Source organism: uncultured Aquitalea sp. (assembly GCF_945957525.1).
Taxonomy (GTDB): Bacteria; Pseudomonadota; Gammaproteobacteria; order Burkholderiales; family Chromobacteriaceae; genus Aquitalea.
In genome coordinates this window covers 173,874-188,067 of sequence record NZ_CAMFLA010000003.1, presented here as the reverse complement: position 1 = coordinate 188,067, position 14,194 = coordinate 173,874, and the positions used below count along the sequence as shown (strand labels likewise).

26 protein-coding genes and 1 other RNA gene are annotated in these 14,194 nt (G+C 58.2%); 2 read left to right on the top strand and 25 right to left on the bottom strand.

Annotated features, from left to right (window positions below; genetic code table 11):
- Window positions 1-7 precede the first annotated feature (7 nt).
- The 24 genes from Q0P52_RS04260 to Q0P52_RS04145 all read right to left on the bottom strand — a co-directional run bounded on the left by Q0P52_RS04260 (window position 8) and on the right by Q0P52_RS04145 (window position 11,568).
- A complete protein-coding gene (locus Q0P52_RS04260) occupies window positions 8-190 on the bottom strand; it encodes a hypothetical protein (RefSeq protein ID WP_293766611.1) in 183 nt (60 codons plus the stop codon).
- A 6-nt stretch (window positions 191-196) separates the two neighbouring features.
- Entirely contained in the window at window positions 197-697 is a 501-nt protein-coding gene (locus tag Q0P52_RS04255; RefSeq protein ID WP_293766614.1) for a DUF1804 family protein, read from the bottom strand.
- Window positions 697-921: a hypothetical protein gene (locus Q0P52_RS04250; RefSeq protein WP_293766616.1), complete on the bottom strand. Its 225-nt coding sequence runs from the start codon at window positions 919-921 to the stop codon at window positions 697-699. The genes Q0P52_RS04255 and Q0P52_RS04250 overlap by 1 nt, the downstream gene beginning before the upstream one ends.
- Window positions 918-1,130, bottom strand: a complete 213-nt coding sequence (locus Q0P52_RS04245) for a TraR/DksA family transcriptional regulator (protein WP_293766618.1) — start codon at window positions 1,128-1,130, stop codon at window positions 918-920. Before Q0P52_RS04245 ends, Q0P52_RS04250 begins: the two co-directional genes overlap by 4 nt.
- Window positions 1,127-1,720, bottom strand: coding sequence for a hypothetical protein (locus tag Q0P52_RS04240; RefSeq protein WP_293766620.1), 594 nt, complete (start codon window positions 1,718-1,720; stop codon window positions 1,127-1,129). Before Q0P52_RS04240 ends, Q0P52_RS04245 begins: the two co-directional genes overlap by 4 nt.
- A gap of 204 nt (window positions 1,721-1,924) precedes the next feature.
- Entirely contained in the window at window positions 1,925-2,152 is a 228-nt protein-coding gene (locus Q0P52_RS04235; RefSeq protein WP_293766622.1) for a hypothetical protein, read from the bottom strand.
- The gene (locus Q0P52_RS04230) at window positions 2,152-2,559 is read right to left on the bottom strand and encodes a M15 family metallopeptidase (RefSeq protein ID WP_293766624.1); all 408 of its coding nucleotides are present in this window, start codon (window positions 2,557-2,559) and stop codon (window positions 2,152-2,154) included. Before Q0P52_RS04230 ends, Q0P52_RS04235 begins: the two co-directional genes overlap by 1 nt.
- 80 nt (window positions 2,560-2,639) lie before the next feature.
- Window positions 2,640-2,999 carry a hypothetical protein gene (locus Q0P52_RS04225; protein ID WP_293813665.1) on the bottom strand — a complete coding sequence of 120 codons (360 nt, stop codon included), beginning with the start codon at window positions 2,997-2,999 and terminating at the stop codon, window positions 2,640-2,642.
- 33 nt (window positions 3,000-3,032) lie between these two features.
- The gene (locus tag Q0P52_RS04220) at window positions 3,033-3,464 is read right to left on the bottom strand and encodes a Mor transcription activator family protein (protein ID WP_293766629.1); all 432 of its coding nucleotides are present in this window, start codon (window positions 3,462-3,464) and stop codon (window positions 3,033-3,035) included.
- Window positions 3,461-3,871 (bottom strand): regulatory protein GemA, encoded by a 411-nt coding sequence (locus Q0P52_RS04215; RefSeq protein ID WP_293766631.1) that lies wholly within the window; start codon window positions 3,869-3,871, stop codon window positions 3,461-3,463. Before Q0P52_RS04215 ends, Q0P52_RS04220 begins: the two co-directional genes overlap by 4 nt.
- Before the next feature lie 67 nt (window positions 3,872-3,938).
- Window positions 3,939-4,385, bottom strand: coding sequence for a hypothetical protein (locus tag Q0P52_RS04210; RefSeq protein WP_293813664.1), 447 nt, complete (start codon window positions 4,383-4,385; stop codon window positions 3,939-3,941).
- A complete protein-coding gene (locus Q0P52_RS04205; protein WP_293813663.1) occupies window positions 4,385-4,633 on the bottom strand; it encodes a hypothetical protein in 249 nt (82 codons plus the stop codon). The genes Q0P52_RS04210 and Q0P52_RS04205 overlap by 1 nt, the downstream gene beginning before the upstream one ends.
- Before the next feature lie 10 nt (window positions 4,634-4,643).
- Window positions 4,644-4,706, bottom strand: an RNA gene (locus Q0P52_RS04200) — hammerhead ribozyme type II.
- Window positions 4,707-4,709: 3 nt separating this feature from the next.
- Entirely contained in the window at window positions 4,710-5,102 is a 393-nt protein-coding gene (locus tag Q0P52_RS04195; RefSeq protein WP_293813662.1) for an HU family DNA-binding protein, read from the bottom strand.
- A 1-nt stretch (window position 5,103) separates the two neighbouring features.
- On the bottom strand, window positions 5,104-5,550 hold the full coding sequence (locus tag Q0P52_RS04190; protein WP_293813661.1) for a hypothetical protein: 447 nt from the start codon (window positions 5,548-5,550) through the stop codon (window positions 5,104-5,106).
- 1 nt (window position 5,551) lies between these two features.
- The gene (locus Q0P52_RS04185) at window positions 5,552-6,163 is read right to left on the bottom strand and encodes a DUF3164 family protein (RefSeq protein WP_293766805.1); all 612 of its coding nucleotides are present in this window, start codon (window positions 6,161-6,163) and stop codon (window positions 5,552-5,554) included.
- A 2-nt stretch (window positions 6,164-6,165) separates the two neighbouring features.
- Window positions 6,166-6,528 carry a hypothetical protein gene (locus Q0P52_RS04180; protein ID WP_293813660.1) on the bottom strand — a complete coding sequence of 121 codons (363 nt, stop codon included), beginning with the start codon at window positions 6,526-6,528 and terminating at the stop codon, window positions 6,166-6,168.
- 6 nt (window positions 6,529-6,534) lie between these two features.
- A complete protein-coding gene (locus Q0P52_RS04175) occupies window positions 6,535-6,843 on the bottom strand; it encodes a hypothetical protein (protein WP_293766801.1) in 309 nt (102 codons plus the stop codon).
- Window position 6,844: 1 nt separating this feature from the next.
- Window positions 6,845-7,168, bottom strand: coding sequence for an XRE family transcriptional regulator (locus tag Q0P52_RS04170; RefSeq protein WP_293766799.1), 324 nt, complete (start codon window positions 7,166-7,168; stop codon window positions 6,845-6,847).
- Entirely contained in the window at window positions 7,155-7,775 is a 621-nt protein-coding gene (locus tag Q0P52_RS04165; RefSeq protein WP_293766797.1) for a hypothetical protein, read from the bottom strand. Before Q0P52_RS04165 ends, Q0P52_RS04170 begins: the two co-directional genes overlap by 14 nt.
- The gene (locus Q0P52_RS04160; RefSeq protein WP_293766795.1) at window positions 7,775-8,512 is read right to left on the bottom strand and encodes an ATP-binding protein; all 738 of its coding nucleotides are present in this window, start codon (window positions 8,510-8,512) and stop codon (window positions 7,775-7,777) included. Before Q0P52_RS04160 ends, Q0P52_RS04165 begins: the two co-directional genes overlap by 1 nt.
- A gap of 32 nt (window positions 8,513-8,544) precedes the next feature.
- The gene (locus Q0P52_RS04155) at window positions 8,545-10,716 is read right to left on the bottom strand and encodes a DNA-binding protein (RefSeq protein ID WP_293766793.1); all 2,172 of its coding nucleotides are present in this window, start codon (window positions 10,714-10,716) and stop codon (window positions 8,545-8,547) included.
- Entirely contained in the window at window positions 10,713-11,189 is a 477-nt protein-coding gene (locus tag Q0P52_RS04150; RefSeq protein ID WP_293766791.1) for a hypothetical protein, read from the bottom strand. Before Q0P52_RS04150 ends, Q0P52_RS04155 begins: the two co-directional genes overlap by 4 nt.
- 61 nt (window positions 11,190-11,250) lie before the next feature.
- Window positions 11,251-11,568, bottom strand: a complete 318-nt coding sequence (locus Q0P52_RS04145; protein ID WP_293766789.1) for a helix-turn-helix domain-containing protein — start codon at window positions 11,566-11,568, stop codon at window positions 11,251-11,253.
- Window positions 11,569-11,635: 67 nt separating this feature from the next.
- Here Q0P52_RS04145 and Q0P52_RS04140 point away from each other — a divergent pair, with 67 nt between their 5' ends.
- The gene (locus Q0P52_RS04140; protein ID WP_293766787.1) at window positions 11,636-12,484 is read left to right on the top strand and encodes a helix-turn-helix transcriptional regulator; all 849 of its coding nucleotides are present in this window, start codon (window positions 11,636-11,638) and stop codon (window positions 12,482-12,484) included.
- A 291-nt stretch (window positions 12,485-12,775) separates the two neighbouring features.
- Window positions 12,776-13,060, top strand: coding sequence for an HU family DNA-binding protein (locus tag Q0P52_RS04135; protein WP_293766785.1), 285 nt, complete (start codon window positions 12,776-12,778; stop codon window positions 13,058-13,060).
- 91 nt (window positions 13,061-13,151) lie between these two features.
- On the opposite strand, the gene Q0P52_RS04130 is transcribed toward Q0P52_RS04135, so the two are convergent.
- Complete coding sequence (locus Q0P52_RS04130; RefSeq protein WP_293766783.1) at window positions 13,152-14,105, bottom strand: helix-turn-helix domain-containing protein; 954 nt, start codon at window positions 14,103-14,105, stop codon at window positions 13,152-13,154.
- Window positions 14,106-14,194 lie beyond the last annotated feature (89 nt).

Genomic DNA, 14,194 nt, shown 5'->3' with positions numbered 1-14,194 from the left:
CTCATGCCTACGCCTTTGCCGCCAGTTCAGTAGTCAGCAAGGTCAGTGCCAACGCGGCATGATCCTCTGGATAGGCCGCCATTGCTTCTCGTATCTGCTCGATGGCCAAGTAGACTTGCTGCTTATCCTCATCTGGGAGATCCGCGATAGCTCCCTTGATCAGCAGTAAAGTGAGTTCGTCTTGTGTCATCGCGTCTCAACCATAGGTTTTGGCCAGCTCTTCGCCGAAAGGCTCCAGCACCTCGACGAACGCCTGCGCATGCTTCGGATACTTCTCGCGGATGAAGGTGGCCATCTTCTGCACTACCTCCATCGCAGTGGCAAGCTGGCTGGTTTCCGGCAACACCTTGCGGCTGGCGGCAACGGTTTTGTTGAACGAGTCGGCCAGGCTGGCCAGCATCTGTACCTTCTTCTCCGCCGGTATATCCGGGTTTGCGTTGAGCGAGTCCATGGTTGCCTGGTACTGAGTCAAAAAGCCGGCTAGCGCTGCTCGTGCCACGCTTTCTATCCCATCGCCGGCCAAGATGGCTGCGGCACGCAACTTGTCCCAGTCGTCCCCATCATCCATCGCTTCTCGCTTCCAGCGACTGGCGGTGGACATGGACACGCCACACTGTAGTGCCGCCATTTCCAGGCCGATGCGATCGAACACGTACAAACGGCGGATCTTGTCGCGGGTCTCTGGGGCGTGAGCCATTACAGCAACGCCCGCTTGACCATCTCAACCGCCAATGCGGTACCGACGGCGACAATGCCACCGCTGATGGCCCCCGCTTTGGCCGCCTGCTGCTCGACATGGCGCAGTCGCGCGTCCATCGCATCCAGCCGCACGTTCTGCTTGGCCTGGCTGTCCACGATCATGTCCAGCTTGCCTTCGATGCGCCCCAGGGCGCGGGTCAGCTCGGTGTTGTCGCCGCTCATCGGGCGTTCCTTTCTTCGTGTTCGTTTTGGCAGTTGAAGCAGCGGGTACAGCTCGGTACAGCTTGGCGGCGCTTGGAGGGAATCGGCTCCCCGCAGTCTTCGCAATGGCTCAAACCACTGCCGGACTTTTGTCTGGCGCCCTGTCGCGCCAGAGCCTCTTCTCGCTGGCGCAGCTCCAGCTCCTGAGCCCGGTCAAATACATCGGTCACGGCTTTACCCCCGGCGTGACCTCGCTATGCAGCCGGATGTAGGCGCTCACCTGGGCGTCGAGCTGCTGGCACCACTGGCCGTAGTCGGCGGCGTGTTCGAGAAGGTCTGTTGGCGATAACCCGGCTTCGGTGCCGGCGGCCGTGGCGGCTTCACCAGCATGTCCGGGGTCGGCTTCGGACAAACCAGCTTCACCGCTGGCGGAGTAGCCGAGGAACTGCCGGTATAGGCGCAGGCTGTCAGGGCCAAGGCCAGTAAAGCTGGGGCCATCAGTGTGAGTCGCATCGGTAATCCTTTGCTTGAGTTGGCGTTGTGTTGCTTCCAGTTGCTGCTTGGTTTGCAGCAGCTCCCAGCCCACCTGGTGCGCCTGTTCATTCAGGCGTTGATAGGCTTCCTGGGCGGCAGCCTGCTCAGTCAGACGCTGCTCGGTAAGGTGCAGCAACTGGCGCGTGTGCTCGGTGTCTGCCGTCACCAGCTTGCCGGCGTACAGGCTGGCAGCACGCTGATATCCAAAGTGTTCTGCGCCATACAGCGTCGCGCCGGCCAGCGCGGTGATAAGAAGGGGCTTTACCCACCACGGCAAGACGTTCATCGGCTGCTCCTTTGGCGGTTACGGCGCTTGCGGGCTGCACGCTTGCTAGCGGCTACACCAGAGTGACGGTGATGCGGGGCTGGCCAGCTCTGGTGGCATGAAACCCTGGGCTGTACAGCGAGAGGTTTGATATGACGCTTGGACACTGTAGGCGGCGACAGAACAAACAGCGCACGCAGCCAGCCAAGCAGACGTTTGAGACGGTTAAGCATTGCCCGCCCCCTTGCCACGCCAGGCGGCGATCAGGCGCAGGGCGGCGGCGTAGCCACCGACCAGGCCGAGGTAGATCAGCCAAGTGTCGGTTGTGAGAGTGTTTTTCACGCCCTGATACACAAACATGCCGGTCGCCGTGGCGCAGGCCACATTGGCCCACAGCTTGGTGTGGCTCATGCGCCCGGTGTCAGGGTTGGAGATCAGATCGGCCAGGCGCATTACTGATACCCCTTGGCCAGTTCGAAGTGCGGGAACTCACGGAATGGTGCATTGGGGCGGCCATACCAGTTCAACCCCAGCTCCATGCCGATCTTGCCCATGGTTTGCCAATGAGGGTGGCTGACATCCCACTGCGGCTTACCACCCACCATCGGTACCACATCGAAGGCACGGGCGGCCGGTTTGCCCTGAATGGTGACGTTGTGTGCCGACAGCCCAGCACGGGCATTGGTCACACGGGGGCCGGGCTTGGTGCGCCCTTGCGCGTACAGTTCGTCTTGCTCCTGTCCGGAGCGATATGTGCAGGTGATAAGCGGGTCAACCCCGGCATCCTGGCATCGCCGCATGAAGGCGGTGGCCAGCGGTTGCAGGTCGGGGTGAAGGTCTTCGATTCGGCGACTGGCCATGGCGGCATCCTGTTGATTGGAACACCGCCAGAATAAGAAAACGCCCCTTGCGGGGCGCTGTGATGGGCTTCAGTTAGTTACTACTTTGCCGGAATTTGTTTAATAAGACGTTTTGCCAAGATCCAAGCTGATTCACTTTGATCGGGGCTAAGTTTGCTGCAGTACGTCCACTCATTCGAATAATCTGCGGACTGCACCTTGGGGTTAGTCGAAGTCGCAATAACGCGATACCACGCACAGGCATCCACGGGCTTTTTAGGAACATAATTTGGCGACTGAGGAGTCCCCCAGCCTGTTGCATAGCTATAGGCTAAATTTCGTTGTGATTGGTAGTCGCCTCGCATTGCTTCTTGTTTCATTACAGCTTCAGTTGCAGCGCTAGCCGTAGTTGAAACTACCGCGATAAGTGTAAAGGCCGCAATCTGCATAAATTTCCTCATTTTCATTCCTCGCAATTTATTCAATGCCGGATGTTAAAACAGGACCTCTTGGCGTGTCTCGCTAACTTGGTCAGCCTTCTTCAGTACCATCCACACATTTCGCTCTGTCATCTGATACCGTCTGGCCAGCAGATTGACAGCGTGGCTAGCAGGGTGTTCACGAGTTTCCTTGTCAAACTCTGAGCGCATCATGCGGTCACGCACCTCTCGCATCGCCACCGCACAGCGGGGAATCGACAAAACCTCCCCGCCGAAGTGACGGGTCAGGACATTTGCCGCATCAACGCCTACCACCTCCGCTAGCGCCTCATAGCGGATCTGCCCGTCGCGGCGCTTGTTTTTTGAAATCGGGAACGTCGTGCCGCCCCAAGCCTCAATCAGTTTCAGTGCTTTGGGGAGGCCGATCAGGTCAGCAATCAGTTGCGCCATCTCCGGCAACAGGTGCTGCACGTCTTCCAGTTTCATCCCAGGTCCCTCCCGTGTCGTTTTGCGTCATAGGTCAGTGCCGCCACCAGCTTCACCAGTTGCTCAGCCTCCAGCCAATCCGTCTTGTCCACACCGAACATGCGCTTGGCCATCGCATCGGCGTAGTTCCATGGGCGCTTGGCCTCGGCGAGCAGTGCCTCAACCTTGCCGACCAGTGCCTTGCGGCCTCTGCCTACACTGGGTTTCTTTCCGGCCTTAGTGGTGATTTTCGGCTTCCATCCGCAACGCTGCAGGTGTGCTAGCAGCTTGGCCACACCGGCATCGGTCAAGTCTTTGCTCGTCGACACACCGGCAATGCTCTGCAGCATGGCGCGATAGGTATCGTCGTCCATTGCCAGCTCTTTCTTTGCGATGTGAATCTTGGCTAGGGCAGGATTGCGGCTCATTTGTCACTCCGTTAAAACGCGTTGCGGAACCGGCTGCTTTAAACAGTGGCCGGTTTGACACCGGGTTCTAGGCGGTGGCTTCTTCGGGTTTGATCTGGATGGAGTCGCAGACCTTGCACAGGTGGTTGATGGCGGATCGGCCGCTTGCCCACGAGATGTCGTAAACCGTGATGGTCTTGGTCCAGTAAGGCTCTTCAGCACACATTTTTTTGAAGTAGCGCTTGCCGACCGCCTTCTCCATGGCCTCCTTATCTTTCTTTTTGCAAGCTGGGCGTACTTGCTTGTTCAAGAATTTCTGTTCGGGATATGCCTCACTACCCAGCATCCACTTACCCTCCCAGCGACCATCCACATACGTGGCCACGCGATAGCGCATGCCTTTGCAAAGCTTCACGACCAGGTCCACTTTGTGGCCATCACACAGGAGGCTTACCCGACCCCACGGTATAGACAGCTTGTTGATCAGTTCCTGCTTTTGCTCTTTTGTCAGCTTCATCGTGGTTTTCTGATCCATCACTCGTCTTCCTCTTCCTCGGTGCAGGGCGTAACGCTGAAAGGGAGCTTCCCCAGTTGGTCCAGCGCCAGGCTTACGCCGATACGGAGGCCTTTTGCGAGATCACTATCACTTTCAACGGTCACGCTGCCGATCTTCAGTTCCGCAGTCGGGTTGTCCAGGAGCAGCTTCAAGTTGGCAACGCGTGACTCGTGCCAGCGCTGAAGCTGCGCGGTAAATTCAATGACTTCGGGATCGAAGGTTTGCATGTGTTGTGTCCTTTGGCTGCTCATCAGTACCAGGCAACCACGCCTGGCAGACCGCCTCTCGGCGGTTTCGCACTGGTTACTCCAGCGCGTCTTTCAGCGCCTTGGTAGGGCTGAATGCAGCCACCCGTTTAGCTGCGATCTGGATCGTTTCGCCGGTCTGCGGGTTACGGCCAGCACGCGCTGCCTTTTCCTTCACTACCAATTTGCCGAGACCTGGTAGCATTACGTCCTCTCCGGCCTTTAGGCTCACGGTGGCTACATCGCTCAAAGAGTCTAGGAATGCAGAGACGTCTGCCTTGCTTACTGCGCGGTCGTAGCGGATTTTCATGGCTTCAGTGATGCTGTCGATCAGTTCTTGCTTGGTCATGCTTTGCTCCTTGAGCAGGTAAAAAATCGAATGCTTTGGAATGTTTCTGGTTCTGAGGTTGCGGATTAGAAGTTTCCAGTTGCCAACGATTGGCTGACCCATGTCAGCAATCCATCGGCTTGCCTGGCTGGCTATAAATCACGCCATTGCTCCCGCGCCGGCCATTGCTCTTGCCACGCCATGCCAGAAACTTGTCCAGCGCTTCAGCGGCCTCACGCTGATTTGCCGCCTCGGGTACACCTGGCACCAGCAACTGGTCGCGCTCCCAGCCATGCCGGGCAGCAACTAACAACTCGCCCTTCAGGAAGGCCTTGGGGCCGCGCACGATGATGATCCCACCCTCGGGCACCTGCTCCTCGGTGCCCATCTCAATCAGCCCAGAGGCCCAGCACCAGGCGACTTGCGGCGTCATGTCGTAGTAGTTTCTGCAGCCACAACGCGGACAAACCAACTTGTGGCCAAGCTCTGACGGCAGTGCAATGCGCTCTGATTCTTGGTGCTTGTTCCGGCACCGGGTGCACTGCACGAGAATGTCGTTACGGTCGGCCATCTCACACTCCAGCGATATCAAGAGGAATTGCGATGTACTGGTCGGTATCACCGACACGCTCGTACACGCGGATGTAGCTCTTGGAGCACTGCACACGAACCGAGTCGCTCAGTGCAGCCATCGCGCGTTGCCACTTCTCGTCCTGGATATCAAGGCGGCGCAGGGACAGGATGCGGCCGGTGCTGATGTTGCCGGACTTGTCGACGTCGAATGCGTCATTAATCAGTGCGCGAATCTCGCTACGTGCGCCTTCTGTCCATTCATGTACGCACTCGTCGATCAGAGCCTTTGCCGCCTGCAACCCCTCGTCGAAGGTCAGCGTGTCCTGAATGGCGCGCTGTACCTTGTAACTGCCGTCGAAGCTCACCAGGGTGACGTTGCCCTTGGCCCCGCCAAGCTTGGCGTCGTAACGCTCTGCCGACAGTTCGATGAAGGCACCAATGTCGGCAAATACGGCCGTCTTGAAGTCGGCTAGCACCTTGTTGACGGCTTGGGCCTTCTTCACTATCTCGCCGACCAACTGGTCACGCGCCATGTCGATAGGCTTGATGGTTTCGACGGGAATCAGACGGCCCTTGGCGTCCTGCTTGTATCCTTGCGGTATGGCGTTCATGGTCATTTCCTCAGTCCTACTAGTTGTTTCACTTTGGCCAGTTCGGCCCGGTTTCTCTGCAGCTGCTCTGGTGTCATGACTACCTCGTCAGCTGCGCGCCAGAAGCGCTGTCGCGATAGCATTTGCGCCGGTTTTGTCACCGTAGGCGGCTCCGGCTTTGGCGTATCCAGCGGGACCGGCGCTGGCTGTGCCGGTTCCGGCTCGGCCGGTGATGCTGAGGTGGCGTAGGTAGCCAGTTCGTCCAGGTAGTCGTTCCACACGATGCGCCGGGCTTCCAACCGGTTCATCCCCATCAACATCAGCAATACCACCTCATCGGCCAGCTTTTTCTTGGTCGTGGCATCCAGCTCCATGTCTTGTGCCATGCAGCCTCAGCACCCGAACTCAACCCAGATCACACGGCATCCGCCGCACTGGAACTGGCCAACCTTGTACGGACCAAAGTAGTCGCGCTTGCCGAACGAGTAATAGACAGCATCACCAGACTCGACCATGGCGTGGCAGTGGGCATCATTGCGCACCGTGATGGTTGGTCGAGCCGGGGTGAAATCAACCTTGATGACGGTAAATCCCCGTTCAACCAGCTGCTCGATAGCGCTAGTCAAGCGCAACGCGCTTGCCAGCATGACCTCGTTAACAGCTTGGCGTTGGGCTGTGGAGTGGATCTGAACAGCAAGCATCTCAGTCTCCTTTCGGGCGGTTCGGACAGCGCTGGCAGGCACGCCAGTGGCTCAGTTTCATCGGGTGGTGGGTAGGTGCTGCACCACAAGCAAGGGATCGGCACTCAGCCTGTGTCATGGTTTTGCGGGCATGTGGGCACACAACTAAATCCAGCAGCGCCAGCGAAGCCTTGGCAATACGGTCCGTCTTGCCCGGATACTTTCCAGCCAATACAAGGCTGATGGTGGTGGCGCTGTATCCCAAGCGACTGGCTACGGCGCGCATGCTGGTCCGCTCGGCTTCGGTACGCAGCAGGGAGAGCCAGTGCGGTTCAAAGGTCGTCATGGTTCATCTCCTCTTGCCACACCACCTTGTCCAGGTTCGGGTCGTACACGTAGGTGTTGCGGCCGACGACCGGCGGACGCGGACCGGAATAACGCTGAGACTCGAAGCGATAGCGCGGGGGGGCTTTCTTTCCGGCGGCTTTGACCTTGACCACGTATCCCGCCTTGACCAGTTGCCCGATGTACACGCTCGCAGTGGTATGGGCGATGACACGTTCTGGCGTGCTGGCCTGTTCTGCCAGCTCACGTGTAGAGAACTCACCACCGACGATGCGCATCGTTCTCCATAGCGCTTCGGTACACAGATCTCGCTGAATGGGCTCGCCTTTGGAGTTAAGGCGCGGGTATTCGATGCCGCAGTCACGGATCAGACGGAAATGCTGCTGGTCGTTGCACTTGGTGCGGGTATTGATGCGCTCGACATAGCCTCCCTTTACCAGTGCATTGACGTAGTGCTGAATGGCCCCCAGCGTAGCCATCGAATCGCTATGGATCAGGAAAGCAGTGAAATCTTCACGACGAGTACGAATGGCTTCCCAGATGCGCTGGAATGTTCCGCGCCCACCAGCGCTCTCCATCGGTTTGGTACGACGTGCGGTGCGAGTCATCAGATCGTCCCCCGGCGCTTCGGTGCATCACCGGTATACAGCGGGCGATCGCCCCAAGCTGAGCGGTCCACCTGATCCCAGCCTTCAATCAGGGCTGCGTCGTAGACGTTGACCAGGTTGACCGATACCCGACGCACCGAGCCATGGCTCAGCGTGACCAGGTGCGACAACAGATCGTCGGCCAAAGTGATATCCGGGCAGTAGATCGCAGCCAATTTGCGCGCATCATCCAGGCAGACAGGGGCAGCAGGCAGCCAGGACAGCACTCGACCATGGAAGCGTTCGTGGCGTTTCAGCTTGTTCGGCAGCATTTCCTCACCCACCAGCAACAGGCTGGACTGACTGCCTTCATAGATGTCGCGCACCAGCTCAATCATCCCGTCTTTGGAGGCGGCATAATCGAACTCATCCAGAATCAGCGGGCGACGGCTGGCCGCCAGTTGTTCGGATATCTGGTCCAGCAAATCAGGGATAGTCCCGGTCGGCTTGATACCCATCTCGAACAGGATTTTTTCCAGCAGCGTCTTGCGGTTCCAGGCACTGCGCATCTGGACGTAGTAGGCGCGGCTGCGATTGGCCACGGCTACCGTCGCGGTCGTTTTGCCCCAGCCGGACGGACCGTAGTACACCGCAAAGCCGGGCAACCCGTCCTGGCGGTTAACCAGCTTTTCCATGACCACTGCGACCAGATCAAGATTGGCAATCGGTGCAATGCGATTGACGAATTGTTCGCTCATGTCTGAGAATCCCTTTCAGATAAGTGTTTTAGTTACGCCGATGCCTCGACCGCATCGGCGAATTTCTTTGTCATGACCTTGTACTCATGGCTCTTGGCATAGCTGGTAAGCCATTTCCCCTCTCGCTCGCTGAGTGTCACGCCAGCTTCTGCCTGTGCTCTCAATGCCCGGTGCAGCTCAATGCGCTGTTGAGGTTCTGTTGGCACCTGAAAGTCATCACCGTTAACGGTTCGTACTGCAGTGGGGGCCGTTAACGCGGCTTCGGCAACTTCCTGTACAACCGGCATCCGTTCGAAAGCCCCGGCGATATCTCTGCCGGTGATGCCCGGCAGGACTTCGCCCTCAGCCAGCGCCAGTGCGGGACGAAGCGTGGCCTCGGCTAGATCGATCTTGTTTTGCGCCCGTTTCACTTGGCCCTTCACGCGCTCTTGCAACAGCTTGTCGCGCATGGACACCGGGAAAGCTGCGCGCTTATTGCCGTCCACCTCGGCCAGGCAAACAAATCGACCTTCCAATGTGCGGATCACCACGTTTGCCGGATCATGGATATCCACGCCCACTTGCACTTCCTGCCCATCCACCAGCATTAGCTCCCGGCTGAAATACACGTTGTTCCACAGTTGCACCTCGCCACGGCGCGCGGTACGAATGAAGGTGGGGCGGAACAGGTCTTGCAGCTCCAAGGGCGACAGTACGGTGTCTTCCTTGCGGCATTTCTCGGCGTAGTACTCGCTCGGTGTCATATGCACACCACCGCGCTTAGGCAGCTCGCTATGTGGCCGGTCGTTGTACTCGGCAATCGCTGCCTCCAGATCTGCTACGAACTGGGCGAAACTAGGCACATGAGGGATGGCTACTGTGATCCCCTCTGGGGCATTCTTGGCAGCGTTCAATGCGCGTGTGACGTCGCGATTCACAAGACGCAGCGTGTCGCGATCAGCGCCATTTCCTCGGAATGTCGGATAATTACGGGCCAGCGGGATGGTGATCGTCTGCCAGGCCCGTTCAATCAGGCCGCGTCCCTGGGCATTGCCGGGGATACCGGTTTCGTGGTGAATGCCGATACGCGGCAGAATCCCGGTCAGCGGTGCATCCAATACCTTGCCGGTCTCGCCAGCGCCGTTGTCGCTGTAATAGATGAGCGGTGGCGGAAAGCGTGTCATCCCGTGACGCAACATGTCGGATACCGCAATGACGTTCTCGGACAGGGAAATACTCCAACCCACGGCCAGACGGCTTGCGCCATCCAGACCCAGCGAGACCTCCATTTGCTGGGGCTTGCCGGTCTCCGGATTGATCACGGTGCATTTCATGCCGTGGCCATCGCCAACCCAAACATCCCCAGGCTGCAACTGGCTCCAATCGCGCCGAATGAAAGGCAGTTTTGCTTTCAAGGCCGCACCTGTATGGCGACCTTGATAGAGCATTACCGGCGGCAGCTTTTTAAGGGAGCGGCGTACCGTGTGCTCGCTGGGAATGTCCTCATTAACGGGCAGGTTTTTCAGGAAATCCCGGTATGCCTCAGCCAGCGGCGGCTTACCCGGCCGGCGATAGGCGGCAAGAAACTCACCCATCCACCAGGGAAGGGTCATATCGGGTTGGCGCTGCTGGGGAGCCAAGCGGCGCAGGCGCTCAATCGGACTGCTGGTGGACTCGAACAGGCTGCACCAGCGGAACAGCGTGCGGCTGCTGACGGCACGGTCTTCATTGCTCTTGGCATTGGCCCGGTCCACCAGTTGCTGCAACAGCTCCGGTAAGGCTCGGTTCTTGGCGGCATCCGCGACATGAAGCGTGGCTTTTTTCTTGCCCAGTACCATGGCCACCTTCAACACTTCCGACACCAGGGCGCAGCGCGCTTCGGCGACAACGCGTTGACCGTCGGTTAGCTGATCAACGGTATGCAGCGTCAGGTTCAGTTGCTCTTCGCGGCGAGCAATGCGTTTTTCGCGTGTTGTTGCTACCGGAGTACTTGTTGCTCCGGCGAGTAGGGACTTGGCTTGGTGCTGTTTGAGTTCGTTTTGGGCTGGCAAGGGCAGGCTGCTAAGAGCGTATTCATTTCCTTTTCCCTTAGATTTTCTCCGAGCAGCCCACCCCTCTCTATCTGCTGCGAGCCGGATACCACGCTCAGTAGTTGGCAGCCCTGGAAGCTGCCTCGCGGCTAGTTCGGCAGCACTGTAATAAGTTTTTATCTCAACTTGACTCATACCCCGCCTCCAAACAATTCCAGCTCGGGCTGGCCAGCCTTCATCACGTTTTCGCGGTGATACGCGACCTGGGAGAGCACCTCATTCAGCGCGCCCAAGGTGTCTGGCAGGTCAGTTTTGTCCCTGTAGAACTGCTCCAGTAGCATTACCACCCGGCCAAAGTTGGCTTGCATCTCGCCCAAATCGACGACCTTGGCTTTTTTGCCAGTAGGGATGGTGATAACCACTCGATTGCCATGCGACATACACAGGTAGTCGCTAACGAAGGAAGCTTTGCTGAAGGCTTCCCATTGGCGTATACGGTTAAGCGGCATACTGTTTTCTGCCATCCAGCGATAGTAGGTTTTGATGTCCACTCCCATCAGGTCGGACATCCGCTTGGGAACGAGGCCGATTTTTTCAGCGGCGGCGAGCTGGCACTGTGTCGCATCGTCCAGGCTGGACGGGATGGGTTGTCCGCTGCGTTTTCTCATGGCGATTTACTCCTGCGCGAGAATCGTTGTGCTGGCGATTTACTACGGTCGCCGCTACGATTTACTCAACAGTTGCAACAGCCCGCTGCGATGCTGCGGGGTTATTTATTGAAGAAGGGGGAATGGACGGGAAATCTGGCTTAAAATGACGCTTTGCATAGCGGTCCGGCCAAATGGTTTCAGGGGCAACGCCGATGGCGGCAGCAATGATGCGCTCAGCCTTCGGCCAAGGACGGTCAAGCGCGTTGTTCAGTGCTCCAGCACACAAACCTGCCTCCAACGACAGTCGACGAAGAGACCACCCAGCTTTACGAACGGCCGCGACGATATCCGCCCGGTGCCAATCGGCGGAATTTTTTTGTAGTTCATATGTGTTCATCCCGTAATCCTTTGCATTGATTGGGTGATCACATACTACTGTCGCATCCGACTTTTTGCAATCGGAATTGATTCGTTCCGTTTCGCATCCGATTCTTTCTCGGCTTCGGGATGCATCAAATTTGAATCTTTATATTGATTATCAAAGACATGCGAGCAAATCGGAAATGACGCAAATTGACAACACGTCGCTTCCGATTCCTTTGACTGGAATCGGAAGTCGCATTGGTTTGGTGGCAGATAAGTACAGGTCTCGTACCGAGGCGGCGGCGGCGGCGGGGGTAAGTGTTATTTCTCTGCGGAGGTACATTGCAGAGGAACAGGCCCCTTCATTCCAAGTATTGGCACGACTTGCGATCCCTCAAGGAGTTTCACTAGAGTGGATTGCGACAGGTGAAGGGCCTATGAGCATGGGCGAACCCAGCAGTGAGGCGACGCCAACATCTGTCGCGCAGCCTGCTGTTTGCATGGACACGCTTGGAAATCCAGTCAATCTGGACGATTTCGTCTTCATTCCTTGGTACAAGGAGAAAGCCTCCGCAGGGCATGGCGCAGCAATATCAGACCAGAAACCTGCATTTTGCATGTCATTCCGTAGACCTTGGGTGAAAGACTACCTACGGATTGACGCCAAAAATCTGGCAGTACTGTCAGTAAAAGGAGATTCCATGGAGGGCGTTCTGAATAGCGGCGACGTCATTCTCGTCAACCGTGCGGATACGTCTCCTACGAGCGGTTTATACGTACTGAGGATTGATGGTGACTTGATTGTAAAGAGGGTTCAGAAGATGCTTGGTGGTCGATTGGAGATCATTAGTGCCAATGATGCTTATAAGTCCTTTGAGGTAGATCCAGGGCATCCCAATGGGGACTTCGCAGTCATCGGTCGTGTGGTCTGGTTTGGCCGTCAGCTCTGATGGATGTTAATTCTTACTAAGCTCACTGCATTTACTGCCACTTCGGTGCCAAAACGCTGCTAATTTTTTGCCATTTACGCGCAATCGCTGCCAAAAAATTTGCAAGCCGTTTTGGCCGCCAGCTTGGCTGGAAGCCCGACAGAATAAGGCTTTCCGCCTGCCGCTCTTCTCTTCTCCCTGGTGACAAACTAACTACCACCCCACAGTCCGCAGACAAGCAGGGGCAAAAAACGGGATAATATCGCGTCAGCAGGTTGTCACCGACAGACGCATAACAACACAGGAAAAAACATGACCAAAACCGAACTCATCCTCGCCCTGTCCGAAAAAACCGGTCAGAACAAAGCCGACACCCTGCGCTTTGTCGCTGCGCTGGAAGCGGTGATCCAGGAAGAACTGGTACAGGGCGGCGAAGTGCCGCTGGCCAGTACGGGCAAATTCAAGGTCAAGACCACCGCCGCGCGCACCGGTCGCAATCCGGCCACCGGTGAGAGCGTGGAAATCCCGGCCCGCCGCAAAGTGAGCTTCACCCCGGCCAAGGCACTGAAAGACGCCGTGGCCGCATCGCAAGAGTAAGCGCTTCTCCATCGCTCCCGCGCGCCGCATTGCCTTATTGCGCATGCGGCCGGGAGCGGCACCGCCCAAGGCGGCCCCCCTGCCCCTACCCTCAGTTATTCCCCCTGAACGTGCGCCGCCAGTCGCTGGGCGACACGCCAAAGGTTTGCCGAAAGTGATGCCGCAAGGACACCGGCGAACCAAAACCCGCTTGCGCGGCAATCTGCTCCACCGCCAGGTCCGTCCCTTCCAGCAAACGCTGGGTCAGCGCCAGCCTCTCGTTCAACAACCAGTGCGCCACCGTGGTGCCGGTCAGCTGGCGAAAGTGGCGGGTGAAGGTACGCCGGCTCATCAACACGCGCGCCGCCAGCGTGTCCAGCGTATGCGGCTGGTCCAGACAACCTCGCGCCCAGTCGATCAAGCCCGATAACCGGCTGTCTCTGGCGGTGTCCGGCAGCGGCTGCTCGATGAACTGCGCCTGCCCGCCTTGACGATGCGGCGGCACCACCAGGCGCCGCGCGGCATGGTTGGCCGCTTCCGCGCCATAACGCTGTCGCAGCATGTAAAGGCAGCAATCCAGCCCGGCCGCGGTGCCGGCCGAGGTCATGATGTTGCCGTCTTGCAGGTACAGCACATCGGCGTCCAACCTCACCGCCGGGTAGCGGCGCGAAAAATCCTCCGCATAAGCCCAGTGCGTGGTGGCGGCGCGACCGTCCAGCAAACCGGCTTCGGCCAACATATAAGCGCCTAGGCACAGTCCCACCAGCGTCGCGCCGCGCGCCGCCGCCGCGCGCAGGGCTGCCAGCGCGGTCTCCGGCGGGCGTTCCGCAGGGTCGCGCCAACTGGGTACGATGACGATGTCGGCAAGCTCCAGCGCCTCCAGCCCGTGAAGGGCGCTCACGGCGAACCCCGCAGTGGTGGTCAGCAGCCCGGGCTCCATCGCACACACGCGCAGATCGAAGGCCGGCACACCGGGGTGGCGATCGCCAAACACCACGCAGGGCACGGACAGGTGAAACGGGCTGATGCGATCAAACGCCAGCACGGCAACGATGGGAACAGTCATGCAGACAAGCCTCCGACACAATGGCCCGATATTATCGCAAATTGGCAATCGGGCCACTCGTTGCCGAACAACAGGGGCGGCACAATGCG

Coding starts and splice junctions, on each gene's coding strand:
- Q0P52_RS04260 (WP_293766611.1), bottom strand. CDS start 190: ATGACACAAGACGAACTCACTTTACTGCTGATCAAGGGAGCTATCGCG.
- Q0P52_RS04255 (WP_293766614.1), bottom strand. CDS start 697: ATGGCTCACGCCCCAGAGACCCGCGACAAGATCCGCCGTTTGTACGTG.
- Q0P52_RS04250 (WP_293766616.1), bottom strand. CDS start 921: ATGAGCGGCGACAACACCGAGCTGACCCGCGCCCTGGGGCGCATCGAA.
- Q0P52_RS04240 (WP_293766620.1), bottom strand. CDS start 1,720: ATGAACGTCTTGCCGTGGTGGGTAAAGCCCCTTCTTATCACCGCGCTG.
- Q0P52_RS04235 (WP_293766622.1), bottom strand. CDS start 2,152: ATGCGCCTGGCCGATCTGATCTCCAACCCTGACACCGGGCGCATGAGC.
- Q0P52_RS04230 (WP_293766624.1), bottom strand. CDS start 2,559: ATGGCCAGTCGCCGAATCGAAGACCTTCACCCCGACCTGCAACCGCTG.
- Q0P52_RS04225 (WP_293813665.1), bottom strand. CDS start 2,999: ATGAGGAAATTTATGCAGATTGCGGCCTTTACACTTATCGCGGTAGTT.
- Q0P52_RS04220 (WP_293766629.1), bottom strand. CDS start 3,464: ATGAAACTGGAAGACGTGCAGCACCTGTTGCCGGAGATGGCGCAACTG.
- Q0P52_RS04215 (WP_293766631.1), bottom strand. CDS start 3,871: ATGAGCCGCAATCCTGCCCTAGCCAAGATTCACATCGCAAAGAAAGAG.
- Q0P52_RS04210 (WP_293813664.1), bottom strand. CDS start 4,385: ATGGATCAGAAAACCACGATGAAGCTGACAAAAGAGCAAAAGCAGGAA.
- Q0P52_RS04205 (WP_293813663.1), bottom strand. CDS start 4,633: ATGCAAACCTTCGATCCCGAAGTCATTGAATTTACCGCGCAGCTTCAG.
- Q0P52_RS04195 (WP_293813662.1), bottom strand. CDS start 5,102: ATGGGTCAGCCAATCGTTGGCAACTGGAAACTTCTAATCCGCAACCTC.
- Q0P52_RS04190 (WP_293813661.1), bottom strand. CDS start 5,550: ATGGCCGACCGTAACGACATTCTCGTGCAGTGCACCCGGTGCCGGAAC.
- Q0P52_RS04185 (WP_293766805.1), bottom strand. CDS start 6,163: ATGAACGCCATACCGCAAGGATACAAGCAGGACGCCAAGGGCCGTCTG.
- Q0P52_RS04180 (WP_293813660.1), bottom strand. CDS start 6,528: ATGGCACAAGACATGGAGCTGGATGCCACGACCAAGAAAAAGCTGGCC.
- Q0P52_RS04175 (WP_293766801.1), bottom strand. CDS start 6,843: ATGCTTGCTGTTCAGATCCACTCCACAGCCCAACGCCAAGCTGTTAAC.
- Q0P52_RS04170 (WP_293766799.1), bottom strand. CDS start 7,168: ATGACGACCTTTGAACCGCACTGGCTCTCCCTGCTGCGTACCGAAGCC.
- Q0P52_RS04165 (WP_293766797.1), bottom strand. CDS start 7,775: ATGACTCGCACCGCACGTCGTACCAAACCGATGGAGAGCGCTGGTGGG.
- Q0P52_RS04160 (WP_293766795.1), bottom strand. CDS start 8,512: ATGAGCGAACAATTCGTCAATCGCATTGCACCGATTGCCAATCTTGAT.
- Q0P52_RS04155 (WP_293766793.1), bottom strand. CDS start 10,716: ATGAGTCAAGTTGAGATAAAAACTTATTACAGTGCTGCCGAACTAGCC.
- Q0P52_RS04150 (WP_293766791.1), bottom strand. CDS start 11,189: ATGAGAAAACGCAGCGGACAACCCATCCCGTCCAGCCTGGACGATGCG.
- Q0P52_RS04145 (WP_293766789.1), bottom strand. CDS start 11,568: ATGAACACATATGAACTACAAAAAAATTCCGCCGATTGGCACCGGGCG.
- Q0P52_RS04135 (WP_293766785.1), top strand. CDS start 12,776: ATGACCAAAACCGAACTCATCCTCGCCCTGTCCGAAAAAACCGGTCAG.
- Q0P52_RS04130 (WP_293766783.1), bottom strand. CDS start 14,105: ATGACTGTTCCCATCGTTGCCGTGCTGGCGTTTGATCGCATCAGCCCG.